22 protein-coding genes and 1 tRNA gene are annotated in these 24,286 nt (G+C 41.2%); 16 read left to right on the forward strand and 7 right to left on the reverse strand.

Translation table 11 applies throughout. The features are described from left to right. Positions 1 to 38: 38 nt before the first annotated feature. A complete protein-coding gene (locus tag L1D46_RS04175) occupies positions 39 to 539 on the reverse strand; it encodes an RDD family protein (protein ID WP_167658177.1) in 501 nt (166 codons plus the stop codon). Between the two features lie 141 nt (positions 540 to 680). Between L1D46_RS04175 and L1D46_RS04180 the strand changes: the two genes are divergently transcribed. The 5 genes from L1D46_RS04180 (at position 681) to L1D46_RS04200 (ending at position 6,622) form a co-directional block, all read left to right on the forward strand. Continuing rightward, positions 681 to 2,333 (forward strand): acyl-CoA dehydrogenase family protein, encoded by a 1,653-nt coding sequence (locus L1D46_RS04180; protein WP_239976858.1) that lies wholly within the window; start codon positions 681 to 683, stop codon positions 2,331 to 2,333. A 176-nt stretch (positions 2,334 to 2,509) separates the two neighbouring features. Next, positions 2,510 to 2,594: transfer RNA gene (locus L1D46_RS04185), tRNA-Leu, on the forward strand. 383 nt (positions 2,595 to 2,977) lie between these two features. Then, on the forward strand, positions 2,978 to 5,149 hold the full coding sequence (locus L1D46_RS04190) for a GGDEF domain-containing phosphodiesterase (protein WP_239976860.1): 2,172 nt from the start codon (positions 2,978 to 2,980) through the stop codon (positions 5,147 to 5,149). A 47-nt stretch (positions 5,150 to 5,196) separates the two neighbouring features. Then, complete coding sequence (locus L1D46_RS04195) at positions 5,197 to 6,210, forward strand: fatty acid desaturase (RefSeq protein ID WP_239976862.1); 1,014 nt, start codon at positions 5,197 to 5,199, stop codon at positions 6,208 to 6,210. 1 nt (position 6,211) lies between these two features. Next, positions 6,212 to 6,622: a GFA family protein gene (locus tag L1D46_RS04200; RefSeq protein WP_239976864.1), complete on the forward strand. Its 411-nt coding sequence runs from the start codon at positions 6,212 to 6,214 to the stop codon at positions 6,620 to 6,622. On the opposite strand, the gene L1D46_RS04205 is transcribed toward L1D46_RS04200, so the two are convergent. From L1D46_RS04205 to rhlP, 3 genes are all read right to left on the reverse strand, one after another. Continuing rightward, entirely contained in the window at positions 6,615 to 7,853 is a 1,239-nt protein-coding gene (locus L1D46_RS04205; RefSeq protein WP_239976866.1) for an MFS transporter, read from the reverse strand. The two genes, L1D46_RS04200 and L1D46_RS04205, sit on opposite strands and share 8 nt — an antisense overlap. 59 nt (positions 7,854 to 7,912) lie before the next feature. Beyond that, positions 7,913 to 9,970, reverse strand: coding sequence for a TonB-dependent receptor (locus tag L1D46_RS04210; RefSeq protein WP_239976868.1), 2,058 nt, complete (start codon positions 9,968 to 9,970; stop codon positions 7,913 to 7,915). Positions 9,971 to 10,042: 72 nt separating this feature from the next. Continuing rightward, positions 10,043 to 10,867, reverse strand: coding sequence for a rhombotarget lipoprotein (gene rhlP, locus L1D46_RS04215; protein WP_239976870.1), 825 nt, complete (start codon positions 10,865 to 10,867; stop codon positions 10,043 to 10,045). A gap of 252 nt (positions 10,868 to 11,119) precedes the next feature. Here rhlP and L1D46_RS04220 point away from each other — a divergent pair, with 252 nt between their 5' ends. The 3 genes from L1D46_RS04220 (at position 11,120) to L1D46_RS04230 (ending at position 13,072) form a co-directional block, all read left to right on the forward strand. Next, complete coding sequence (locus L1D46_RS04220; protein ID WP_239976873.1) at positions 11,120 to 11,566, forward strand: hypothetical protein; 447 nt, start codon at positions 11,120 to 11,122, stop codon at positions 11,564 to 11,566. Positions 11,567 to 11,666: 100 nt separating this feature from the next. Further along, positions 11,667 to 11,981 carry a hypothetical protein gene (locus L1D46_RS04225; RefSeq protein WP_167658170.1) on the forward strand — a complete coding sequence of 105 codons (315 nt, stop codon included), beginning with the start codon at positions 11,667 to 11,669 and terminating at the stop codon, positions 11,979 to 11,981. A gap of 17 nt (positions 11,982 to 11,998) precedes the next feature. Then, entirely contained in the window at positions 11,999 to 13,072 is a 1,074-nt protein-coding gene (locus L1D46_RS04230) for an endonuclease/exonuclease/phosphatase family protein (RefSeq protein ID WP_239976875.1), read from the forward strand. 206 nt (positions 13,073 to 13,278) lie between these two features. Here L1D46_RS04230 and L1D46_RS04235 read toward each other — a convergent pair whose 3' ends face one another. Continuing rightward, a complete protein-coding gene (locus L1D46_RS04235) occupies positions 13,279 to 14,655 on the reverse strand; it encodes an NAD-dependent succinate-semialdehyde dehydrogenase (RefSeq protein WP_239976877.1) in 1,377 nt (458 codons plus the stop codon). Positions 14,656 to 14,820: 165 nt separating this feature from the next. Between L1D46_RS04235 and L1D46_RS04240 the strand changes: the two genes are divergently transcribed. From L1D46_RS04240 to L1D46_RS04250, 3 genes are read left to right on the forward strand one after another with little or no spacing between them, the layout of a single operon-like run. Beyond that, positions 14,821 to 15,858 (forward strand): nitronate monooxygenase, encoded by a 1,038-nt coding sequence (locus tag L1D46_RS04240; protein WP_239976879.1) that lies wholly within the window; start codon positions 14,821 to 14,823, stop codon positions 15,856 to 15,858. Further along, positions 15,855 to 16,421 carry a Crp/Fnr family transcriptional regulator gene (locus L1D46_RS04245; protein WP_239976881.1) on the forward strand — a complete coding sequence of 189 codons (567 nt, stop codon included), beginning with the start codon at positions 15,855 to 15,857 and terminating at the stop codon, positions 16,419 to 16,421. The genes L1D46_RS04240 and L1D46_RS04245 overlap by 4 nt, the downstream gene beginning before the upstream one ends. Positions 16,422 to 16,470: 49 nt before the next feature. Continuing rightward, a complete protein-coding gene (locus L1D46_RS04250; protein ID WP_239976883.1) occupies positions 16,471 to 16,977 on the forward strand; it encodes a YgjV family protein in 507 nt (168 codons plus the stop codon). A gap of 44 nt (positions 16,978 to 17,021) precedes the next feature. On the opposite strand, the gene L1D46_RS04255 is transcribed toward L1D46_RS04250, so the two are convergent. Continuing rightward, a complete protein-coding gene (locus L1D46_RS04255) occupies positions 17,022 to 17,534 on the reverse strand; it encodes an NUDIX domain-containing protein (protein WP_130049597.1) in 513 nt (170 codons plus the stop codon). Between the two features lie 216 nt (positions 17,535 to 17,750). Here L1D46_RS04255 and L1D46_RS04260 point away from each other — a divergent pair, with 216 nt between their 5' ends. From L1D46_RS04260 to L1D46_RS04280, 5 genes are read left to right on the forward strand one after another with little or no spacing between them, the layout of a single operon-like run. After that, positions 17,751 to 19,091 carry a sigma-54 dependent transcriptional regulator gene (locus L1D46_RS04260; protein WP_178926629.1) on the forward strand — a complete coding sequence of 447 codons (1,341 nt, stop codon included), beginning with the start codon at positions 17,751 to 17,753 and terminating at the stop codon, positions 19,089 to 19,091. Between the two features lie 6 nt (positions 19,092 to 19,097). After that, the gene (locus L1D46_RS04265; RefSeq protein ID WP_130049595.1) at positions 19,098 to 19,313 is read left to right on the forward strand and encodes a histidine kinase; all 216 of its coding nucleotides are present in this window, start codon (positions 19,098 to 19,100) and stop codon (positions 19,311 to 19,313) included. Positions 19,314 to 19,335: 22 nt separating this feature from the next. Continuing rightward, positions 19,336 to 20,814, forward strand: coding sequence for a sensor histidine kinase (locus L1D46_RS04270; RefSeq protein ID WP_239976884.1), 1,479 nt, complete (start codon positions 19,336 to 19,338; stop codon positions 20,812 to 20,814). Then, on the forward strand, positions 20,814 to 21,275 hold the full coding sequence (locus tag L1D46_RS04275; protein WP_130049593.1) for a response regulator: 462 nt from the start codon (positions 20,814 to 20,816) through the stop codon (positions 21,273 to 21,275). The genes L1D46_RS04270 and L1D46_RS04275 overlap by 1 nt, the downstream gene beginning before the upstream one ends. 50 nt (positions 21,276 to 21,325) lie before the next feature. Next, entirely contained in the window at positions 21,326 to 23,293 is a 1,968-nt protein-coding gene (locus L1D46_RS04280) for a response regulator (RefSeq protein WP_178926631.1), read from the forward strand. Here the strand turns inward: L1D46_RS04280 and L1D46_RS04285 are convergent. After that, positions 23,280 to 24,278 carry a LacI family DNA-binding transcriptional regulator gene (locus L1D46_RS04285; protein WP_130049591.1) on the reverse strand — a complete coding sequence of 333 codons (999 nt, stop codon included), beginning with the start codon at positions 24,276 to 24,278 and terminating at the stop codon, positions 23,280 to 23,282. The two genes, L1D46_RS04280 and L1D46_RS04285, sit on opposite strands and share 14 nt — an antisense overlap. Positions 24,279 to 24,286 lie beyond the last annotated feature (8 nt).

A 24,286-nucleotide genomic window follows, 5' to 3' on the forward strand; every position in this document is an offset into this window, starting at 1 on the left:
GCCACGCTTTTTTTGTACTTGATGTGTTGCTTAATCACTTAATCAAGTGAGCGATAAATACGTTTATTTTCTTCTTTGGTGAGGGTGATCACTTCAGTTTTTGCGATGTAATCTTGCAATGCGCGCTTATTTTTAAAATCGACCAACACCACTAAATTACCTAAACCTAATAGCGCAGTAATGGCTCTAAGTGCACCTTGTTGCCAGCTAATTAATTTACCATCGAGGGTTTGCACCTTTAAACGCCATGCCCGCATACCAATTGTTTGGCCACTCTTAGCCCAAAAGTAGCTAAAGAAACTAATACTCACTATTACCAATAATGCACTTCGAATGCCATACAGTAATGGCGAGTTTTGAATGAAAGCAGATACATCCTCAGCGTCACCAATGCTTAGTAAGTCTAAAGAAATTAGCCCTTGAACAGCTAATAAATACAGTACGGTAGTCAGCATCGCAAAGGCAATGATAACCAAGGTATCGTAGATTAAAGAGGCAAAGCGGCGCCAGAAACCGGCACGTGGAAACTCAGCTGACATAAACAATCTCATCCAATTAAATTGCGCAGTAGTTTAGCAAAGTCCCGAGCAAACAAGAAATACTTAACGGCCGTTTAGCAAGTCGACAAACAGGTCTGACCTGCTATAGTTGAGAAAATAATAAAAAATGAGCACACAATTATGGCCGTTTCTCAAAGCGAAACCCATCAGGTATTTAATCAACCCAAACCACTTGAAAACTACAATGCCTACGAGGCTGATACCGTATTACAGTATTGGCAAAACCGTTTTGCAGGGCAGTGGGGAACTGTGCATTTAGCTGCGTATGGGGAGCAAGTGGGTGGCGTACTACTGCAAGCTGGTTTTTTAGCAAACAAACACTTACCAGAATTAACGACTCACAGTCGGTTTGGCGAACGCATAGACCAAGTTGACTATCATCCAAGCTATCATGAGCTGATGCAGCATGCCATAGAGCAAGGGCACTGCGCATTGCCTTGGCAGCAACAAAAAGCCGGGAGTCATGTTGTAAGAGCTGTGATGGCAGTGCTGCACAATCATGCAGATCCGGGCTCCGGCTGTCCATTAACCATGACTTTTGCCAGTGTGCCAGCTATTGCCAGCCAAGAAAATATCGCAGCTATGTGGCTACCGAAAATAATGGCAAATCATTACGACCCAGATAATAAGCCTTGGTCTGAAAAAAAGGGTGTCACTATAGGTATGGCGATGACCGAAAAACAAGGCGGCTCTGATGTTCGAGCCAATACCACTAAAGCCGCAGCTATTAATGAAAGTGGCGCAGGGCAATTATACGCTTTAACTGGGCACAAATGGTTTTGCTCAGCGCCCATGAGTGACGCATTTTTAGTACTCGCTAACACTGATGAAAACCAATTATCCTGCTTCTTAGTGCCGCGCTGGCTCGAAACTGGTGAGAAAAATGCCATGTATATTCAGCGTTTAAAAAATAAGTTAGGTAATCAATCGAATGCGAGCTCTGAAATAGAGTTCAGAGGCGCGCATGGCTGGTTGCTAGGAGAGCCAGGGCGAGGCATTGCAACTATTATTCAAATGGTCGCTTTGACTCGTTATGATTGTATGCTTGGTTCAAGTTCGTTGATGTTGCAAGCTGTGAAAGAAGCGATATGGCACACTTCAGGGCGAAGTGTATTTGGTAAAAACCTGCACCAGCAGCCACTAATGCTTAATGTACTGGCAGATTTAGCTATCGAGGCTGAAGCTGCACTTGCTATTTCCATGCGTATTGCACATGCTCTTGATAATCAAGGTAATAGCAATGAAGTTGCATTAGTACGCAGTGCCACTGCAATAGGTAAATACTGGATCTGTAAGCGTGCGGTGCAGCAGACCTATGAGGCTATGGAATGTATTGGTGGCGTGGGTTATGTGCAAGACAACATTATCAGTCGACTTTATAAAGAAGCACCTGTTAACTCAATTTGGGAAGGTTCTGGTAATGTTCAGTGCCTTGATCTTTTGCGTGTATTTAATCGTGAGCCTGAATCTCTGAAGGTGCTTATGAATGAGCTTGAAAAGGCACGCAGTTTGAGCCTCGACTACGCGACAAAGTTAGATGAACTACAACGAATGCTCACTGATGCCGCGAATCTCGAAATGCATGCTCGACGCATAATTGAAAGGCTTGCGCTACTTTGGCAAGCATCAACGCTATTACAATTTGGCGAGCCACTTATTGCAGACGCGTTTGTGAAGAGTCGTCTAAATGAAGTGAGTTTTAGCCAGTACGGCTGTCTTAGTCATGACATCGATTGTCAGGCTATTGTTTCACGAATGATGCCAAAACTCTAAAGTTAACAACTTGTTTAATTATTGTGCGGTTGAGTAGTGGCACCGCATAAAACGCTTGCTGCCTTACCTATTCTTTGTATAATGCTTGGCATAGAGACAAAAGCAGTTTAAAAAGCTTTTGCTCTAAAGTGGTTTTTCTTTATCTTCTCGTGTTTAGAAGGTTAAAGAAAAATGAAGCCAGTATGATGGAATTGGTAGACATGACGGATTCAAAATCCGTTGCCTTCGGGCGTGGCGGTTCAAGTCCGCCTACTGGTACCACTTTTTAACCCTAGCCAATCGGTTAGGGTTTTTTTATGCCTGAAAGCTATCAGCTATCAGCTATCAGCTATCAGCTATCAGCTATCAGCCGAGTGATCGCCTATCGCCTAGTACCCAGAACCTAGGACCCAGAGCTTATAACTCAAATTTAAGTACCAACTCCACCACTATTAAAGCAACTTTTGTTCTATTTATAACCGACCAAGTTCAAACTATGTTTGATCTACAAATAACCATGAAAAATGTGTGCTTATTTGCTTGGAAAGTAACCGTTTAAGACTAGAGTACGATGGTGTTTGCATGCGTCTTATAATACAATTTGTTTTCTAAACTATAAGTGAGGTCAATCACTTAGTGCACAATATCGGGTAAGGTAACTTAGCGTGGGTACATACGACTTAAAGCGTATAGTTGAAAGTATTTCAAATTTAAAAAGTGAAAACTTTTATAATGCAATATGCCTGTCTTTATCGGAAGTGCTTGGTGCTTCTCATGTTTTTTTAGCTCAAGTTGATGAGTCGACTTTGCATGCGACAACCATCGCTTTGGCTGAGCATGACGAAATTGTAGAAAACATCAGCTACGATATCCGCTGTACGCCATGCAACGATGTAAGGTGTGGCAGTATCTCAAGTTATAGCTCTGGAGTTCAGCAGCTATTCCCTAACGATCAGTTACTTGTTGATATGGGCATAGAAGCCTATGTGGGTGTGCCTTTACAAAGTATATCTGGCAAAACAGATACTATTCTTGTCGCACTATTTCAGCATGAAATAAACGATGCGATGCAAATAGAGTCTTTCTTCTCGTTATTTACAGGTCTTATTCAGCGAGAAATCGAAAAAGACCGCTTTATTGCTAAACTTGATTTTGCAAATCAACTTATCGAGCAAAGCCACGAAGCGATTTTTATTTGCGACCATAATGTACATATTACTTATGCAAATACGGCATTTACTGAAATGACCGGTTACTCGCTGAGTGAAGTATTAGGGCAAAACCCAAAAATTTTAAGCTCAAACAAGTATGATCCACATTTTTACAAAGCGATGTGGCATCAAATTAATACAGAGGGTAAGTGGTCTGGTGAAATAACGAATAAAACCAAACAAGGTAAGCTGTATACGCAATTTTTATCTATTACCAAAATGCAAAATAATGGTGAAGATTGCTATGTTGCGTTTATTTTGGATATCACCGAGAAAAAAGAAGCTGAACAGAAAATCTATTTTCACGCAAACCATGACCAACTCACCGGTTTAACCAATCGTTTTTACTTTAAAGAGTATTTATGCAAGCTAATATCGTCTTTGTCTTACCAAGATGATGCGAATACTAACTTAGCAGTGATCTACTTCGATGTTGATAAGTTTCAAGACATCAACACAGTCTACGGCTTAACGTTTGGTGATAAGGTACTATGCGAGCTGTCAAAACGGCTTAATGGCAGTTTTAAAGAATGTGCTTTTTCGCGTATTGATGGTGATAGCTTTGCCATCTTACAAACTTATCAGCACGTTAGTGAACTTGAGCATGTTTGCAAACAAATTACCGCGTTACTTGTTGAACCTTTTTCGATTGGTGGAATTAGTCAGCAGGTTTCAGTTACGCTGGGAATGAGTCAATTTGAGCAAACTGAAACGGCTACTTCAAATTATAAAATTGAAAAGGTTGCCCGTCGTTTAATACGCCAAGCTGAACTTGCCACCTTAAATGCCAAGCAAACAGGTGATGAGTACCTGTTTTTCTGTAAAGAGATGGATAACAAGGTCAAAAAACACAATTTGTTAGTAGAACAGCTTACCCAAGCTGTGAAAAACAATGATATTGAAGTGTATTTTCAACCTATTATCGATATTGAAAATAACACAGTTGCTAAATTCGAAAGTTTAGTACGCTGGAATAATCAAGGCCAATGGCTATCACCTGCTGAGTTTATTCCTTTGGCTGAAGAGTCTCGGGTGATTATTCCACTCGGTGAACTCGTGTTGACTAAAACTTGTCAGCAAGTAAAAGAGTTAGAAGCAAAAGGTTATGAAAACGTTGTTTTTAACGTAAACCGTTCTTTATTTGAGTTTACTGAGTATAACCCTGAGCGTAATACATGGCTTGAGATTATTAAAAGCCAAGGGGTTAAACCATCCCAAATTTCATTTGAATTAACCGAAAGTGTTTTAGCTCCAGAAAATACCAATCATCTAGATGTGTTAAGGCAGTTGAAGCAAGCAGGGTGTTTAATTTCATTAGATGATTTTGGTACGGGTTATTCGTCTCTTAGCTATTTACGCCGTTTTCCTGTCGATGTACTTAAGCTAGATAAGTCTTTTATAGATGAAGTACATGTTGATTCAGGTGACGAAGCGCTGGTCAAATCAATTATTCAAATGAGTCGTGTTCTGGGTATTAAAGTTGTTGCTGAAGGGGTTGAAGAACGCGAACAATTGGCTGTACTAACAGAAGCTGGCTGTGACTATATCCAAGGCTATTACTTTTCAAAGCCATTGCCAGCAAGCGATATACTGCCATTTTTAACGCAATTTCCTCGAGCGCAGTAGGTAATTACGGTATGATTTTGATATCAACCTGCTAGTAAAAGCTTACTATGTCAAAATCAACTGCAAAGCAAAATATAAAGACGATAGTTTCAGCTATTAAGGCTGAAGAGCAGTCGCTAAGAGCGCTTTATCCTATACTTAATCAGCAAAATACGATTGCTATGGCTATTCTACTCGTGTCGTTATGTTCACTGTTCGGCGTTGCGACACTCTATTATTTAGCTATTATTCCTGCATGGCTGTGTATCATTTTGGCTGCTTTTATTACCTCGATATCGCATGAACTTGAACATGATCTGATCCATAAGCAGTATTTTAGTAATCGTCCTTTTACACATAACCTGATGATGCTAACCGTGTGGCTAATGCGGCCAAATACGGTTAACCCTTGGTATCGCAGAAAAATTCACTTACATCACCATAAAGTATCCGGCACCTCGCAAGATTTAGAGGAGCGCTTAGTGGGCAATGGCATAAAATCACCATTTTTGAGGGTGTTGGTTATCACTGATGGCTTGCTAGGTTTATTAATTAATACCAAGCGATTTAATAAAGAAATTAGTGGCTTTAAGTTTTTACGAGTTTTTAATGCTGGCTTTCCTGTTGCAACAGCGTATTTTGCGACTCTTTATGGGGTAATTGCTTACTATGCTCTGCAATTTGTGCAGCCATTTACATTACCCGCTTGGGGATTAGAGTTACTTACTGGGGCTGAATTCTTAATGGTGGTACTTATCGTGCCTAATATCATTCGCTCAACGTCTCTTAACTTGGTGACATCTTCAATGCATTATTATGGTGGTGTAAATAATTTGCTAGAGCAAACGCATGTGATCACCAGTCGCTGGTTTTTACCGTTTCAATTATTTTGTTTTGATTTTGGTCGTACACACACAATCCACCATTTTGTACCGAATCAGCCCTTTTACATTAGGCAATTGATCAGCAAAAAAATACATCCTATTATGGCCCAGCATGGGGTACGTTTTAATGACTTACAAAGCTTAAAACATGCCAATCACTACCCAGTAAAAGAGCAGTCATCTCAACAAGGAATTTAATATGAAGGTAACAGGTCGTTGTCATTGTGGTGAGGTAACTTACAGTGCAGAAGTTGATGAAAATAAAGTGATTAACTGTCACTGTACAGATTGCCAAATTATCTCGGGTGCGCCTTTTCGCACTGTTGTGGTGTCTGTGCCAGATGGGGTTACTTTTACAGGTGCTGAGCCAAAAGAATATATAAAAATAGCCGAAAGTGGTAATCAGCGTGCGCAAGGCTTTTGTGGTAACTGTGGTACAGCCTTGTACGCGACTTCTGTAGGTGCAGGTGAGCGTATTTATGGCTTACGTATTGGCGCTGTAGAGCAAGCTGATGAACTTATCCCTAAAGCGCATATTTGGTATCGCTCACATAAGCCTTGGCTCGATAACCTAAGTGATATGAGTATCTTTGAAACCGCACCTAATTAGCTGCCCCTTTTTGTTGTTGGCCGATAGTTAGATTTCGGCCACTTAAATAACCAAACAAAGCACACAGTAGACTTGATGCAATACACAGCCAAAGTGCTCCTTCCCAATTATTAAAATAACTATGTAAGGCACCCGCAATAATAGGGCCGGTTGCAGCCAATAAATATCCGATACATTGTGCCATGCCCGACAAAGCTGCGGCTTGCATTGAGTCTTGAGTTCGCAGGCTTACGAATGATAAACCTAGAATAAAACATGCGCCTGAACAAAAACCTAGAGTGATTGACCAAAACATCGCGAAACTAGGTGCAACTAATAACCCAAGTGAACAAAGCGCCCCAAGTAACGCAAGGCTTAAAGTTAAAATACGTTGATCTTTTAATTTGGCAAGTAGCGGAATAAGCACAATCCCTGGCAGGGCGGAGGCAACTTGAAAGGCGCCTTGTAAAGCACCAGCATGCTGCGCACTATGACCACCCTCTATTAAAATGCTGGGCAGCCAACCTAGCATGATATAAGTGAAAAATGAGTTAAAGCCGAGCAGTGAAGTGATTTGCCAAGCAAGTGCTGAGTGCCAAATTTTGCTTTGTGTACTACTTGGCACAGATGATTTTTTTGGCATGGTATGTTGCTTAAGTTGTGGTAACCACACAACAGTAGCCAGTACAACTAATAGGGCATAACTGGCGAGGGCTAATTGCCAGCCAAGTTCTTTATATTCTGCCAGCGGAATGATTATTGCTGAATAGCTTCCGCCAAATATCCCCATTGCCAAAACATAACTAGACGTCATAACAGCCACTTTATGGGGAAAGTCCCGTTTTATCAGGCTTGGCAATAACACATTACCAATCGCGATACCGACGCCAATCACTGCAGTGCCAATAAATAACACTGTGGCTGAGTCAATAACGCGAGATACGACTCCTACACCTATAAGCACAAGGGCAATGAACAGCGATACTTCAAGACCGCACTTTTTAGCAAGGCTCGCCGCCATGGGGGAGGCAATAGCAAACGCGATTAAAGGTAAAGTAGTCAACATACCGGCTTGTGATGCACTTAACTGAAATTGTTCAATGATTTGTTCAAGTACAGGTGCGATCCCAGTGATAGGAGCACGTAAACTGGCTGCAATTAGAAAAATGCCCAGTACTAATAGAAGGTTACGAATTACGTTTTGAGAAGATGACACGCTGTTTGGAAAGATAGCTATAGGTACTTTTATCATACCAAAACACTAAACAGCGTGGGTGAACTATGAGATAGCTCACCAAATAAAACGGTTACTTAAAACTGATAGCTTGCTGATATCATGGCGTTGCGCGGTCTACCCGGAAAGTAGCGATCGCCACTAAATGTGGTGTAGTCTGCGCGCTCAGCATAGTGCTCATCGGTTAAATTGTTTATTCGTGCAGTAAGGGTAAAGTTAGGTGTTAGCTGCCATGCTGCTCTTAAGTTAACTAATGAGTGGCCTTCGTAACTATGCTGGTTTTCAGGATCAGTAAAGTAGCTGCTGGTGGTATGCAGCTCAAGTCCAACACGTGTTATATCGTTTGCTTGCCAAAGTAGCTGTAAGTTTGCAATGTTACGTGGTGCAGTATCAATGAGATTGCCATTGATATTAACCCCACCGAGTAACTGATTATAACTATATGTGTGTTTGGCATGACTTGCGGCTATTTGCATCGATAAGCTTGGTGTAATGGCATAGGCTAATTCAAGCTCAACACCACGATGCTGGGTATGGCCGTCGTTGACATAATAAAAATCACTGTCGCGGAAAATGGTGTTCTTTTTATTCATTGCATAAATGCTAAATACATAATGCAGCTGTGCTTGTTGACCTTTTAAACCAAGCTCGAGGTTTTTAGCTATTTCAGAGTTAAGTTCTGCAACATTTTGTTCGCGTTGTAATTGATAAAGCTCTGCCGCTTGCGGTGCTCGATACCCTTCTGAAGCATTGGCGTAGATAAACTGGTTATCAGCATATTGATAGCTTAAACCAAGCTTTGGCGAGAAGTTCGTAAAGCTATTTACGCTACTTTCTGGTCGAGAATAACGGCACCCGCCCATTGCGCATGCTGTGCCATCTTCTTTTGTACGACCAGCCAACATATGGTTAGTGTAGTCATAGCGCATACGCTCGTATCGACCACCAAGGCTGATGAGTAAGTCATCAAGCTGCCAATCAAGGTTAACAAATGGTGCTAATAGGGTGCTAGTTACTTGATAATCGTAATGTTTACCTTGAGGTACGGTGGCGACTAAAAACGCTGAGCCTTGAGTCGGGCTATCCTGATATTGTAAAAAATCAGCATCTGTCAGCTCACCATCAAAGCCAACTGTTAAGAGGCTTGCACCAGTTAACTTATGCTGCCAGCTTGATTGAAGGCCAACACCTTGCTGAGCATTTTCTTCAAGGGGAGTACCCGGTAAAAAATGCTTAAAGAAGGTCATGTTTTGGTCGCGGATATAAGGCGTTAGGGTAAAGTTGTTAGCCTCATCTTGTGTCCAATTTAGTTTTGACCAAATACGTAAAGAACGTGCTTTACGAAACGCATCTGGATCAAAATTAGACTGTGCTATTTGCTCGTCTTTATAACTTTCAAAGCCTTCTATGTAGCCTGCAGTTTGTTGATCTAAGTGAGTGTAGGTTAGGCCTGTACTTACACTTAGTTTTTCGCCATCAAAACGGTGACGCAGTGATAGCTTTTCTTGGTCAACACTTTCGTCATCACGGTAACCCGTATCTCGGGTGATCGTGGCATTAATGCCTAAACCTTGCTGGCCAAAATCACGGCCAGTGCCCAGTTTGTAGCGGGTGTAGCCAAACGATCCGTAATCAAAACCAAGTTGGTTGTGGTCATAGGTTGTATCTGGGGTGATCACGTTGACTACACCATGTACTGCGTTTGAACCGTAAAGAGCAGAGCCCGGGCCTTTCAGTACTTCGATGCGTTCTGCCATTTCAGTGTGGGCTTCGAATAATTCATTGATGTTGCAAAAACCAGCTGCGCGAAGTGGAATACCATCTTCAGCGGTAAGTAAGCCGCCGCAGGCTCCTGCACCAGAAAGTACAGGCGAACGTAAAGCGGGTAAATACTCTTGGCCGTTACCGTGTTGAAGATTAGCACCAGCAACCTGTTTAAGGGCTTGTTCAATGTGAGTTGGAGCGATAAGCGCCAGTTGCTTTTGTGAAATACTGCTGACCACAACAGGCAATGGATCTGACAACACTTCGCTACGCGAGGCCGTAGTTGTAATATGTTCTAGTTCATTATTAGCAAAGGCTTGTTGATTAAATAATGAGGTGCTCACAAGCACTGAGAGTATCGACAACTTCATGAAAACCCTTTGGTTAGGTACAACAAAAACCAAAGGGTAACTGCTTTTTAGGATGGGTAAAAGCTTTCGCGATTAATAACTTTGTCTGCACGAACTACGGCGATGGACAGCAAAGCCAGCCAGTAGCGCTACTAACCAGAATAAGCTACTGCCACTGCCATCTCTATGCGTGATATGGGCTACTTTTTCTTCTTTTACGCGGGTTTTAAATTGCGCCAATTCAGCATCGAGATTTGTGATCATGTCATCAACGGCACCATTAAAGCTTGCCAGCGACTGCTCTTTAGCTATTTCATCAATGCCAATAGCTGTGCTGCGTTGCTCTGCTTTATGAATACCTGGAGCGCGAAACAGCATTTTTCGGCTTTTTACATCAAATACGGCGGTATCTACAAAGGTTTGTACTGAGTTTTCATTGCCCGGAATCACATATAAACCAACAATAGTTAGATATAAAAATGCAGCGTTATTTTCTAAGCTTTGCGACACCTGGTCGTACGAAACAAGCGCCATAATATCCACATCATATAAACGAGATACTTGCTCTAATGCGGTAAACCCTTCGCCGCCTTTTAAATAAGTGCTTGGGATCACTTCAATGCGGTCTATGTAGTCATATTGCATAAACTGCTTTTTAACTTTGTTTAGCAGTGCCACTTCGTCACTATGATGCAAGCCACCATTGTACTTGTTAGGGATAAAGGCAATTCCTACAGTGGCAGGTAAGTTCAAGGTTGGGATGGTCGCTTGATGGGCAGCTCTGTCTTGCTGATCTGGATAAAGGTACTCAACCAAAGAACTTGATTGCGTTTTTTGATTTCCATATTGACTCATTATGGCACTACAACCCGTAAGTGCAGCAATACTAAATATCAAACACCATTTTAGTGCATTCATAAATTATCCTTATTATGTAGTGAGGAAGCGTTTGTTTGCGTTGGTAAATATAACGACAAACGATGCAAACGGAGCTGTAACTCAGACCCAGTTTTTCATAAATAGTGCCAAAGAAGTTTAAAGAAATGTAAAGATTGGCTTTCTAATGTGTTGATATGTAAATAGTTACGTTTTTAAATTGTAACCCTTCATCTATGATTCAGGCTAAAACGTTAGGCTTTTTACCAAGAGCAAACGTTAAGGGTCTCTATTATGAATAAATTAATTACTATCTCAGTTGCCGTTTTAGGTTTAAGTTTGATACCTATGGAAGCAAACGCGAAACATGATCGTGACCATGATAGATACGAACAAAAACACGAACGTAAAAAGCATAAAAAGCACCATAAACATAAGAAACACCACAAGCATTATCATCATGACAAACATGATCGCTACTATGATCGATATGACCGCTACAGCTATCGTGATTTGCCACCCGGTTTATACAAAAAAGTAGGGCATGGTGGTGGCTTACCACCAGGTTGGTATAAGCGTTATCATCATGGTGATATTCTTGACCGTGATATATATCGCCATGGTCGAGTGATTAAACGTCGTGACCGAAATGGCATTATTGCCATCGAAATCGACGATCGCCTGATTCATCTAGTACACGATACGCGAGAGATTTTATCAATTGTCACTCGCCATCGTTAATCCTGTCGAAAGCCGCTTAGCGGCTTTTTTTTTGCTTGTTTCATATCCAGTTCAGAAAAACTTGCTACGCTTAACTGAAACTAATAGAAGGAACACTCGCATGAAAGCATTGTTAACTGTTGCAGTGATAGGTTTAAGCCTAGTGACGGCTGGCGCACTTGCAAAAGACAAGGATAAGGATAAAGGTAAAAGTCTCCCGCCGGGCCTTGAAAAAAAACTTGATAATGGTGGTGATTTACCACCTGGTTGGCAAAAAAAATTACGTAAAGGCGATATCCTAGATCGTGATATTTACCGCCGCGGTAAAGTGATTAAATCACGAGATAGAGATGGTCTAATTTCAATTCAAGTCGACGGTACTGTCGTGCGTTTAGTGGAAGACACCCGAGAAATTATTTCTATTTTGAGCCGCTAATTTTGTTTGCATCGATCATGACTTATGGATTGAGTTCACTATTGGCCATGCTGCTAGTGGTCTCAATCTTGCCATTTTCATACTCCCAACATTATCTAATTCGCAGTTGTGATTTTGTACGCTTGCAAGTGGTTTACCTTGCTTGTGCGAGTTTAATTGCGGCAGGTTATTTAATTAGCACCACTGATTCATGGCTTTTTATTGGTTGCGCAGTTGCAAGTATCATTGTGCTGATTTTGCAAGTCGGATGGATTTACCCCTACACAAAACTGGCTAACAAAGAAGTTGCCTCAAGCAATAAAAGCGATAAGCACAGTATTCGTATTATGTCGGCAAATGTCCTGATGTCGAACACCGAATATGACAAACTCATTGGTATAGTAAAAACGCACCAACCTGATTTACTCATTACTCTAGAGTCTGATCAAACTTGGCAAAATAAACTGAGCTGTTTAGAACCAGAGTACCCGTATCGTGTGTACTGCCCAAAAGATAATCGTTATGGCATGCACTTGTACAGCAAGTTCAAAATTAAACGCCAGCAAGTCAGTGAGCTTATCGAAAGCGATATACCTTCTATTCATATTTTGTTTGAAGATGCTGATGGGATTGAAGTGCAAGGGCACTTTATTCATCCAGCTCCCCCTAGCCCCACAGAAGAGGACAGCTCGCGCCCCCGAGATACTGAACTCATTATTTTAGCAAAAGCACTTAAAAACAGACTGCGACCTTGTATCGTTGCTGGTGATTTAAATGATGTTGCTTGGTCACGCAGCACACGTTTGTTTATGCGTATCAGCGGTCTATTGGACCCACGTAAAGGGCGCGGGTTTTTTAACACCTTTCATGCAAGTTACTTTTTTATGCGTTGGCCACTTGATCATCTTTTTCATAGTAATGAGTTCAGTGTCAAGCGAATAGAGCGTTTGGAAAAATATGGCTCTGACCATTTTGCCCTACTTACAGAGCTTGTTTATAACCCAGACTCAGCTAATCAAAAACAGCTAGAACAAATAGACAAAGAGGAAGCGATTGATGAGTTGAAAATGCCTGCTGCGTCCAAGCAGCAAGTGCCAATGTTTAAAGAGTAATAAATATTAGGTGTAATACCAACCCGCAATAATACTTAATCACTTTGAGTGATTAACCCTCTCGTTACCTACATGAAAAATTTCTGACTTAGAAAAACTAAATAACTAAATTTTTGCCTGCTATCAACGAGCTTCTATTACCTTATAATTGATCTCTTAATTAAGTGAAGTGGTGTAAAAAAGGGCTCATATGAGCCCTTTTTATTTTAATCGTTGACCATAATGGTTTTAATATTAACGAATTCTCGTAACCCAAATCCGCCGTGTTCACGGCCATAACCACTGTCTTTTACCCCCCCAAATGGCAAGTTTGGTTGCGCAAGACCATAGCCGTTAATATTGACCATACCAGTATCAAAGTGCTGCTTTGCAAGCTCAATGGCTGCCTGTTCGTCTTTTGAGAAAATACCGCCGCCAAGGCCATAGCGAGAGTCATTAGCGATTTGCATTGCCTCAGCATTATCTTTTGCTCTGATAAGTGATGCGACAGGGCCAAATAATTCATCATCGTAAGCAGGCATTCCTGGTTTAACATTCTCAAGAAGGGTAGCGGTGTAGTAAAAGCCGGTGTGCTCAGCAACCTTGCCACCGGTGATAATATTAGCTCCAGCATTGACTGAGTCTGTAACTTGTTGATGCAGTTTATCACGCAGATCTTTGCGAGCCATTGGACCGAGCGTTGTCTTTTCATCATTTGGATCGCCAAGCACAACTTGCTCAAATTGTTCTTTAATTAAGGCTTTAAAATCATCATATAACGCATCAACAACAATAAAACGTTTTGCTGCTACACAGGTTTGCCCATTGTTGATCAAACGACCTTGTGTACATGCGCTAATGGCAGTATTTAAATCGGCATCATCAAGTACGATATAAGCATCATTACTGCCAAGTTCTAGGACGGTTTTTTTCACTTGTTTGCCAGCTTGCTCAGCAACTTTTTTGCCAGTTTCATCGCTGCCAGTAAATGTCACCCCACGAATAGCTGAGTGCGCAATTAGCTCGCTTGCAGTTTTGCCGTCAATCAGTAAGTTTTTAAAGCAATAATCATCAAAGCCTGCTTGTGAAAACATTTGCTCAATCTTTTCGGCCATGCCAAATACATTACCAGCGTGTTTTAGCACCGTGGTATTACCCGCCATGATATTAGCGCAAGCATATCGAATAACCTGATAAAGCGGAAAGTTCCAAGGTTGGATACCTAGAATCACACCAATTGGTTGGTAACTAATAATTGCATGACCGTCCTGCATATCTCGCTTTTCATCAGCAAGCACTTGAGGCCCTTGTTCTGCGGTGTAGCGACAAATTGCAGCGCACAGCTCAACTTCTTGAAGACCTTGTTGATATAACTTGCCCATTTCATCTGTCATCAGTTGTGCTATTTCTTGCTGATTAGACTCAATCACTTCTGCTAGTTGATTAAGTAATTTTGCACGGTGTTCATGTGATGTAGTGCGCCACTTTAAAAAAGCTTGATGGCATTGGTCAACTTCACTCTGTGCTTGTTGCAATGACAATAAATTATACGTATTTAAGGTTTGCTCATTGGCTGGATTGATTGTAGTAACAGTATCAGTCATCATTATCTCCTTACAAAATTGTAGGAGAGAGTCTGCAAAGCTAATACCTGTTTTTTATTTTTCTATGTTTTTGTTTTGTAATAACTTTATTTTTATCTTGTGTTTGCTTCGCTCTCTTTTTATGTAAATACTGCAACAGGCTGCAAAACTTACAAGGAATACGTAATGACAAATTCTGTGTTAAATACTGAACTTGCAATTATTCAAGCACCGATGGCGGGTGTGCAAAATGCTAAGCTGACTGTGGCTGTTTGTGAAGCCGGGGGGCTTGGATCGTTGCCTTGTGCTATGCTTTCGACAGAGCAGCTTAAGTCAGAACTTGATTACATAAGCCTGAATACTGATAAGCCATATAATCTTAATTTCTTTTGTCATCAGACACCTGACTATACATTGGCTCAGCAAACTGCTTGGCATGGGGTGCTAGCACCTTATTTTGAAGAGTTAAATGTAGATGCCTCACAATTAACCCGTAATGCTTCTCGTCAGCCAATTAATCAACAAGTGATAGATATTATCGCGCCCTATAAGCCCGCTGTTGTCAGCTTTCATTTTGGTCTGCCAAGTAAGGATATTGTTTCTCAGATCAAAGCGTGGGGCGGGACTGTTCTTTCATCAGCCACAACGTTAGATGAAGCGCGCTGGTTACAAGCAAATGGGGCCGATGCGATTATTGCACAAGGGATTGAAGCAGGCGGCCACCGTGGGCATTTTTTATCGATGGATTTATCGTTGCAACCCACTACTGTGCAATTAGTACGAGAGTGTGTAGAGCTTGATATACCCGTTATTGCAGCAGGGGGGATCTGTACTTCTGAAGATGTAGCACAGTACCAAGCCTTGGGCGTGATTGCAGTGCAGGTAGGCAGTGCTTACTTACTTTGTGAAGAAGCTACGACAAGTGCTTTACATCGTGAAGTATTAAAAACGGCCGAGCCAGATTCTACAGAATTGACGACCTTATTTTCAGGTCGCCCAGCACGAGGAGTTCGCAACCGAGTCATGCAAGAGTTAGGTGCAATGCCAGAGCAGGCACCGCCTTTTCCTTATGCGTCGATTGCGATGACCGCATTACGCTCAAAAGCCGAAGCCATAGGCGATAGTGGTTTTTCACCGCTTTGGTGTGGTGAGCGCTTTATTGTTCGAGAAGGTATTAACGCAGAGCAAATTACTGCGTTATTAATGCAAGGTTGGCAATCTTGACTGATCCCCAGTTACTTCCGCTAGGTGATAGTTATCATCAGCTTGCCAGTGAATTTCGTAACAAGCTTGCTGGGCAATGCTCTATAAAACGTTGCGCTAAAGGTGATGTTTTATTACAACAAGGCGACGAACAAGATGCTGGTTACTTAATTGTGTCTGGGGTGCTTGGCGCATTACATGCATCATCACAAGGCGTGCAAAAGTGTAAAGAGTTTTACTTTCAAGATGAATTTGCACTGCTTTATGGTAATTGGTTAACTAAAACCCCTGCGCTTTACCAACTTAAAGTAATACGTGATGCTGAGCTTATTAAGGTGCCTTTAGTTTTACTCGAGAGTGCCGACTGGCAAGCAATCAAACATAACCTGATTAGTCAGCAGCTACTATTTAAAGAAGCAAAAGAAGCATTTTTATTACTGAATACGCCAGAGCAGCGTTATCAATATTTACGGGATCAAAAACCGCACTGGCTTGAACAACTGAGTTTAAACGAAGTTGCTATGTATTTAGGGATCTCAGCTATTTCTTTATCACGAATTAGGCGGCGTCTTAACTTAAGTTAAGGCGCAGCAAAACAGTGAACATTACACTGCTGATTTTTCAGGAGTCGTTATGTTTATTTTATCTCAATGCTTAGTGGCCATTGCCACATTACTCGATTTGGCTTCATTTCAGTTTAAACAAAGACAAGCAATTTTAGCTTGTTTGTTTAGCTCTGTTTTACTCACATCTGTGCACTTTATGCTGCTCGATAACTTAAGTGCAGCATGTTTAATGCTGATCGCAGCACTACGTTATGGTTACTTTATTTTTGCGCGCAAAACTTGGGTGATGATTGCATTTATGCTTTTGAGCATAAGCGCAGTGCTATTTACTTGGCACACTTGGGTGAGTTTTATTGCCCTAACAGCGACCTTAATTCAGACTTATGCTTCGTTTCAGAGTAAAGATTTGTTACTAAGGCTTTTTATGCTCTTAGGTACACTATGTTGGTTAACACATAATGTTCTGATTTTCTCGCCAGTAGCAGTGGTAATGGAAGCAGTGTTTTTATTGAGTAATTTACTAGGACTTTTGCGTTTTTATATCGCTCCAAAAGCGATGAAAACATGTCAATAGATGCATATTCAAAGTGTTACAGCATGCTTTCCATTTAAATAAAACTAAAGCGAGTCAGCAATTCGCTTTAATAAAAAGGTCTCGCGCTGAATTGATAAGCCCTGTTTATCACTCATTGCCATAGTGGTTTCATTATGTGCTATGGCATCAAAAATATTTACCCATTTAGGGTGCATGCCATTTTGCACTTCGTAATGTTCCATTTTTGGCTCTGCAAATTCATCGCTTATTTCACAGAAGTAGCAATAAGACTTGATATGAACGCAGTCGAAGTCGTCTTTATACCAAGGCCTGATTTCTTCGTATAACCCCAGTGGTCGGTTTACTTGGATGTGTTGTGCGCCTGTTTCTTCATGTAATTCTCGGTGAAGCCCTTGCTCAATGCTTTCGCCTTCATCAACTCCACCACCTGGTAGGCTGTAGTCATCATAACGGGCGGTATATAAAAGTAGTATTTGTTCACCCTTTAATACGATAGCACGCGCAGTGTTACGAATAAATATCGTGCCATAGTCATTACTTAAACTTGGGTGAATTACTTTTCTTAATAGCTTCATGGGATTACAACTTTAAATTAACGCAAGTACAGCTCAGCTTAATATTGAATGCGCCATAATAACCTTTTTTTCGCATTTAATTCATTATACTTACCCCAAATTGAAACTAATAAGGTAATATAACTGTAATTAAGAACTATTTAGGTATCTAGCGTGTTTGGTTTTCTTTTCGAAAAAAATTTGCGTAGAATGATGAAAAAAGCTTAGGAAATGAATATGTTGAACGTACTTTTGGTCGATGATGACAGTGAATTTAGCGATGTAGTTTGTCACATAGTGGAGTTTCTTGGGCATAATATAAATACCGCAGCAAATTTGGCAGAAGCGGAGCAATGGTTTGAAAACAACACGTTTGATCATGTCTTTTTAGACTTCATGTTGCCAGATGGCAGCGGCCTTCATTTACTTGAGCATTTAAAAGCAATAGGTCAATCTCCTCGAGTCACATTAATTTCAGGGCACCCTTCAGTAAAAGGTAAGCTAGCAGAGATGTGTGAACCTAATGTAGGGCATCTTGTTAAACCTTTACAACGCGAAGATATCGAGCGTGTACTCAACCCGAAAAAATCAGCCCCTAAGAAAAAAGCAACGCCAGCAATAAAACGTCATTTTGGCACTCTGATTGGTGAATCTGAGGTGATGCAGAAGCTTTATACTATGATTGAGCGTGTTGCAGCCACTTCTGCCAATGTGATGTTGATGGGTGAAAGTGGTGCAGGTAAAGAAGTGGTGGCGCAGGCAATTCATAATGCGACTGAGTGTGATGGTCCGTTAGTGGCAACCAACTGTGGTGCATTTTCAAAAGAGCTGATTGGTAGCGAATTGTTCGGTCATGAAAAGGGCGCGTTTACAGGGGCTATTGCGCGCAAAGAGGGTGTATTTGAACAAGCTGCTGGTGGTACTTTGTTTTTAGATGAAGTCACCGAAATGCCGATTGATATGCAACCAAACTTACTACGCGTTCTTGAAAGCAAAAAAGTAACCCGAGTGGGTGGCACCAAAGAGCAAGCGGTGAATTGCCGTGTTATTTCTGCTACCAACCGCACCTTAACCGACCTTGCGCAAAACAATGTTATTCGTGAAGATATTTATTTTCGTTTAGCGGTATTCCCCATTGATATTCCACCGCTACGTGAGCGAAAAGAAGATATTCCACTGCTCGCCAATGCCTTTTTAGAGCAACTCAATGAAGAAAACGGCACCGACTTTAAATGGCAAGCAGCGCAAATCAAAGAGCTAGAAGGGCATGATTGGCCTGGTAACGTGCGTGAGCTTCGCCACGCTATTCATCGGGCTTTTATTATGAGTGACCCTAAAGGCGCAGCTATTACCTTGCCTGAATCATTAGAGTCTCCGTTCTCTAAAGTGAATAAAGAGAGCCAAGCAAATCAAGTTGTTGCAGGGCAAACTATTGAAGAAGTTGAAAAAGAATTGATCCACGCTACTTTAGATAAAGTACAAGGTAATAAGACGATTGCAGCACAAATGCTGGGGATCAGTACTAAAACTCTTTATAACCGTTTAAATGCTTATGGAGGCATTGGCGAATATAAATAACAAAGGATGGCTATGAATAATAACGAGTCTTTACGAAAAATGGTGCACGACGCTCGTGCGCCGCTAAACCGTATTTCAATGAATGCAGAGTTAGTTAAGCTCGTATTAGAAAATGATATGCCAAAGCAAAAAGCACTTGAGGCATTAAATAAAATAATAGCTAATTGCCAGCAGTGTAGTGAGCACTTACAAGAAATAAGTGACACTCACGGGGCTGACTAAGCACTCATAGATTAGGAAGTAAATGCACAAACAAAAAGGAAAAATAGCGATCAATTGGGCTGGCTTTATTGCCGTGGTGCTCTGTATCGTGGTGGCTAACGCTTTTTTAGCTATTGATAGTATTCGCTCGCTCACTGAAACACAAAACAGCCTAGATAACACGAACTCGCTCAATACAGCAATTGAGCGATTACACTTATCTTTGGTGCAAGCTGAATCGGGTCAACGTGGTTATTTACTCACTGATCGTGAAGACTACTTAATGCCTTACAATGATGCAATTGCCTCGATGCAAGCACAGATAATGCTTGTGAAAAGTTTGCATTCAGAAATACCGGGTCAGGCAGATCGCATTGCTCGTTTTCTTTACTTAGTAAATGACAAAATTGCGGTAATGACTAAAACGACCGATCTGGCTTTAGCCAATAAAGACGTTAAGGCTCGTAGTTTGTTATTAACTAACCAAGGTCGCGACTTATATAAAGAAATTCGCCTAGCAGTTGATGAAATTCAAATGCGTGAGCTTAATTTCAAGATAGATCAGTTCACTAAACTCTCGCAAATAAAAGACGATGCTAAGTTAACATTTGCAATTACAGCTGTTACTAGCACTTTATTAATTATTGGTATGTTCTTGTTAACACGTATCAATTTGCGTAACCAAGCCAAGTACCGAGCTGAACTTGAAAATCAAAATGAGAACCTTGCGGCAAAAGTAGCAGAGCGCACCCAAGAGCTGACCATCTATTCAGATGAATTAAGCCGCTCAAATCGAGAGCTTGAAGAATTTGCTTTTGTTGCAAGTCATGACTTACAAGAGCCACTGCGAAAGATTCAAGCTTTTAGTGACCGCCTTGAAAAAATGTTCAAAGATGATCTCGGTGAAAAAGGCATTGATTATATTAATCGCATGAAAAACGCAGCTCAGCGAATGTCTAACTTAATCAATGATTTGCTTGAATTCTCACGAGTAACGACTCGGGGCAAAGACTTTACTGATACTGACTTAAATGAGGTTGTTGCAGAAGTACTTGATGATCTTGAAATCGCGGTTAATGAATCTGAAACCACTGTTAATATCGATACGTTACCGCACATTCAAGCTGATCCAAGCCAAATGCTGCAATTGTTCTTAAACATTCTGTCTAATGCAGTGAAGTTTAGGCGTGAAAATGTGCCGCCTGTAATCAACATTAGTTACCAGCGAAACAAAGAGTTTAGTCAAGTTCATAACGCAGAGGTAGAGTGGGAAATAATTACTATTTCAGACAACGGAATTGGCTTTTCTGAAGAGTACCTAGAAAAAATATTTGTACCATTCCAGCGTTTGCATGGTCGCTCTCAATATAAGGGCACAGGCATAGGCCTATCAGTTTGTCGCCGAATCGTTGAACGCCATGGTGGAGAAATCACGGCGAATAGTCGCGTTAATGAAGGTGCAAGCTTTACAATTAAATTACCTGTGGAAACATCGCTTTTCACACTACAAGGAGAGGCGTAATGCCACTTAATAAAGTTAAACCAATTACTATTTTAATGGCTGACGACGACGAAGATGATCGTTTATTAACCCAAGATGCATTGGCCGAAAGCCGTGTATTGAACGAGCTATTTTTTGTTGAAGATGGTGTAGAGCTGCTTGAATATCTTGAGCGTAAAGGCAAATTTAGTGAAAAAGAAAAATCGCCACGTCCGGGCTTGATTTTACTTGATTTAAATATGCCGCGCATGGACGGTCGAGAAGCGCTCCAAGCAATCAAAGCGAACCCTAACTTGAAGGGCATTCCGGTTGTGATTTTAACCACATCAAAACAAGAAGAAGATATGGTTAGAGGCTATGACTTAGGCGCTGCATCATACATCACGAAACCGGTTACTTTTGAAGGTTTAGTCGAATTGATGCAAACACTAGGAAAATACTGGGTAGAGTTTGTAGAGCTGCCAACATCACGAAACGATTAATTCCGATTAGCGACAATACTTAATTAGGCTAATTGGCATAAGGAGCCAGAATGTTAGATAAGGTAACCCGATTACTCTTAGTAGAAGACGATGAAGATGACTATATTCTCACCTGCGACTACCTAGAACAATTAGGTTCCCATACATTCGATGTTGAGTGGTTAAGCTGCCCAGAACAAGCCATTAGTGTGCTTAGCGAAAACAAGCATGATATTTGTTTGTTAGATTATCGCTTAGGTGCTTCTGATGGCTTAGAAGTGCTGAAACGGGCCGTTGATAACGGTTTTCGCGGTCCGATTATCATGCTGACAGGGCAATCTGATGAAGCTCTCGATTCTGCAGCGCTTGATGCTGGTGCGGTTGATTATCTTGTCAAGAGTGAGATGAACTCTAGCCGCTTTGCCCGTGCTATTCGTTATGCTTTAGCTCGCCGAGATGTTGAAGATGAGCGTGTAGAGCGCTTAAAAGCCGAAGCAGAAAACCGCTCTAAAGACCGCTTCTTGGCACATTTAAGTCATGAGTTACGTACACCATTGTCATCCATCTTGGGTTACACTGAGTTACTCATGCACAGCGATAAAAATCTACATGCCCAAAATGAGTTGAGCGTGATTTATAGAAATGGTAAGCACTTATTGAGCTTACTCAATGATGTCCTCGACCTATCAAAAATAGCTGCTGATAAACTTGAACTAAACTGCTGTGATGTCAATTTAGATAGTTTAATGACTGATGTTTATACCCTAATGCGTGTCTCAGCGCTTGATAAAGGCTTAACTCTTAATTTTGAGTCACAACAGGCACTACCTCTAGTGATCAATACCGATGCTACTCGGTTGCGCCAAATTCTAATTAACATCATTAATAATGCTATTAAGTTTACTAACCAAGGTGAAATTACCGTTCGTGCTTGGACTGCTTGGGTCCAGGAGCGTGAAATGCTGTTTTTTAGCATTAAAGATACAGGCTTAGGTATTCCAGCAGAAAAACAAGCATTGATATTTAAGCCATTTGAACAAATTGCTGATGTTGAATCCCGAGATGTGGGGGGAGCAGGGCTTGGCCTTGCAATTTGTTCAGAGCTACTGAGCCGTATGCAAGGCAGTATTGAACTTGAGTCAACCCAAGGCGTGGGCTCAGAGTTTACTCTTTCTATTTACCCTGGCAACATTCGAGATATTGAACGCCAAGTACTTCGCTTTGATTCAAACCCAGATTTTCAGCAAAAACTAACCACGCTTAAAACAAGTGGGCGGGTATTAGTGGTAGACGACCTAAAAGATTTACGCAATCTGGTTGGTCATATGATCACCAGTACTGGCGCAGAAGTAGAATATGCAGAAAACGGTAAACAAGCGATTGAAAAAGTAGCTAATGCAGAGCAAGCAGGTAAGCCTTTTGATATAGTATTTATTGATTTGCATATGCCCGTTATGGGTGGCAAAGAAGCCACTATTGAGCTTCGCAAAATGGGTTATCAAGGGCCCATTATTGCCCTCACCGCCGCCACTATGAAAGGGGTGAAAACAGAATTAAGTGCGCTTGGCTTTAACGATATGATTGCAAAACCTGTTGATGCTGGGTTGCTTTACCAAGTGCTAAATCATTATATTTGCGAAGGTAAAACTGAACCTGTGGTTGAGCAAGATGACAGCCCTGAAATGACCATACAGAGCACTCGCTATTTATTGGTGGAAGATGACAGTGATGCGGCGCAAATCACTCAGTTATTGCTTGAAAGTTTAGGTGTTGAAACGGTAATAGCACCAAACTGTGTTGCGTGTCTTGCGACACTCAAAGACGATCAAAACTTTGATAAAGTCTTACTCGACATGCACTTGCCAGATGGTGAAGGCCTTGATTTAGCAAGCGAAATTAAACAGCGCCACCCTAACTTAAAGTTAGTTATTGTTAGTGGCGCAGAGCCAGAGCCTAAAAAAATCGAACCTCTTGAGATTGAGCAAGTCCTCTTAAAGCCGATTAATCTTGGCTTGTTATCAGAGCTTATTGACAGCTAATTGAATGCCTAACTACTAGCTCAGGTTCAAATAATGTTTGTAGCGGTGGGGTTTGTTTTTGATAAACATGATTTAACACCCAGTCCGCTGCCATACGACCCATTTCATCTATTGGGTAGTTAACCGTGGTCAATTGTGGGTAAACATGGCGGGTGAAAAACACGTTATCATAACCCATAATCGATAATTGCTTAGGTAAAGTTAAACCTAAATCTCTAGCACTTGCCATGGCACCAACCGCCATTTCATCATTGGCACATATCAAAGCAGTGAAAGGATGCGTTTGTTGATGAAGGGCTTTTAATCCTTCATAGCCGCTCTCTTCCATAAAATCACCTTGGAATAATAAGTTTTCATCAAACTCAAGGTTAAACTCATGTAGTGCTTGCTTATGTCCTTCTAGGCGGTCTTTGGCATCTTGTTTCCAAAGAGGCCCGCTGATGTAGGCAATTTTTTTATGACCATGCTCTAAAACATGTTTAGCAGCTAAATAACCACCTTTGATATTGTTAAGCAGAATACAGCGGTCACTGAGTTCACTGATATAGCGGTTGATCAATACAAAGGGAGTTCGACCTTTACTGAGTTTAATAAGATACTCGTCGCTAACTGCTTCAACATGCAAAATAAGACCATCGCAATTACGACTAATCAGAAATTCAATGCCTTGTTTTTCGCGTTCTTCATCACTGTGACCTGCAGCAATAATCAGGTGTTTGCCTTGATTACGAAAGGTATCTTCAATGCCACTCATCATAGGCCCGTAGAATGGACCTTGTAATTCAGAGACCAATAAGCCAACACTGTTAGAGCAATTTGATGCCAATGACTGAGCAATTGAATTAGGTCTATAGCCAAGTTTATCCATTGCAGCAGTGACCTTTTTACGGGTGGCATCACTGACATTTGCATTGTTGTTCATTACTCGTGAAACGGTTGCAAGGGAAACACCTGCAAGTTTCGACACCTCATAAATGGTGGCCATGTTATTCC

Source organism: Pseudoalteromonas sp. Isolate3 (assembly GCF_022398505.1).
Classification (GTDB): domain Bacteria; phylum Pseudomonadota; class Gammaproteobacteria; order Enterobacterales; family Alteromonadaceae; genus Pseudoalteromonas; species Pseudoalteromonas apostichopi.

What these genes read in the sequence shown, in the direction of transcription:
- rhlP (WP_239976870.1), bottom strand. Translation starts at nt 10,867, where the DNA reads ATGAATGCACTAAAATGGTGTTTGATATTTAGTATTGCTGCACTTACG.
- L1D46_RS04180 (WP_239976858.1), top strand. Translation starts at nt 681, where the DNA reads ATGGCCGTTTCTCAAAGCGAAACCCATCAGGTATTTAATCAACCCAAA.
- L1D46_RS04240 (WP_239976879.1), top strand. Translation starts at nt 14,821, where the DNA reads ATGACAAATTCTGTGTTAAATACTGAACTTGCAATTATTCAAGCACCG.
- L1D46_RS04225 (WP_167658170.1), top strand. Translation starts at nt 11,667, where the DNA reads ATGAAAGCATTGTTAACTGTTGCAGTGATAGGTTTAAGCCTAGTGACG.
- L1D46_RS04265 (WP_130049595.1), top strand. Translation starts at nt 19,098, where the DNA reads ATGGCTATGAATAATAACGAGTCTTTACGAAAAATGGTGCACGACGCT.
- L1D46_RS04255 (WP_130049597.1), bottom strand. Translation starts at nt 17,534, where the DNA reads ATGAAGCTATTAAGAAAAGTAATTCACCCAAGTTTAAGTAATGACTAT.
- L1D46_RS04210 (WP_239976868.1), bottom strand. Translation starts at nt 9,970, where the DNA reads ATGAAGTTGTCGATACTCTCAGTGCTTGTGAGCACCTCATTATTTAAT.
- L1D46_RS04220 (WP_239976873.1), top strand. Translation starts at nt 11,120, where the DNA reads ATGAATAAATTAATTACTATCTCAGTTGCCGTTTTAGGTTTAAGTTTG.
- L1D46_RS04235 (WP_239976877.1), bottom strand. Translation starts at nt 14,655, where the DNA reads ATGACTGATACTGTTACTACAATCAATCCAGCCAATGAGCAAACCTTA.
- L1D46_RS04270 (WP_239976884.1), top strand. Translation starts at nt 19,336, where the DNA reads ATGCACAAACAAAAAGGAAAAATAGCGATCAATTGGGCTGGCTTTATT.
- L1D46_RS04175 (WP_167658177.1), bottom strand. Translation starts at nt 539, where the DNA reads ATGTCAGCTGAGTTTCCACGTGCCGGTTTCTGGCGCCGCTTTGCCTCT.
- L1D46_RS04260 (WP_178926629.1), top strand. Translation starts at nt 17,751, where the DNA reads ATGTTGAACGTACTTTTGGTCGATGATGACAGTGAATTTAGCGATGTA.
- L1D46_RS04275 (WP_130049593.1), top strand. Translation starts at nt 20,814, where the DNA reads ATGCCACTTAATAAAGTTAAACCAATTACTATTTTAATGGCTGACGAC.
- L1D46_RS04205 (WP_239976866.1), bottom strand. Translation starts at nt 7,853, where the DNA reads ATGATAAAAGTACCTATAGCTATCTTTCCAAACAGCGTGTCATCTTCT.
- L1D46_RS04200 (WP_239976864.1), top strand. Translation starts at nt 6,212, where the DNA reads ATGAAGGTAACAGGTCGTTGTCATTGTGGTGAGGTAACTTACAGTGCA.
- L1D46_RS04195 (WP_239976862.1), top strand. Translation starts at nt 5,197, where the DNA reads ATGTCAAAATCAACTGCAAAGCAAAATATAAAGACGATAGTTTCAGCT.
- L1D46_RS04250 (WP_239976883.1), top strand. Translation starts at nt 16,471, where the DNA reads ATGTTTATTTTATCTCAATGCTTAGTGGCCATTGCCACATTACTCGAT.
- L1D46_RS04285 (WP_130049591.1), bottom strand. Translation starts at nt 24,278, where the DNA reads ATGGCCACCATTTATGAGGTGTCGAAACTTGCAGGTGTTTCCCTTGCA.
- L1D46_RS04230 (WP_239976875.1), top strand. Translation starts at nt 11,999, where the DNA reads ATGACTTATGGATTGAGTTCACTATTGGCCATGCTGCTAGTGGTCTCA.
- L1D46_RS04280 (WP_178926631.1), top strand. Translation starts at nt 21,326, where the DNA reads ATGTTAGATAAGGTAACCCGATTACTCTTAGTAGAAGACGATGAAGAT.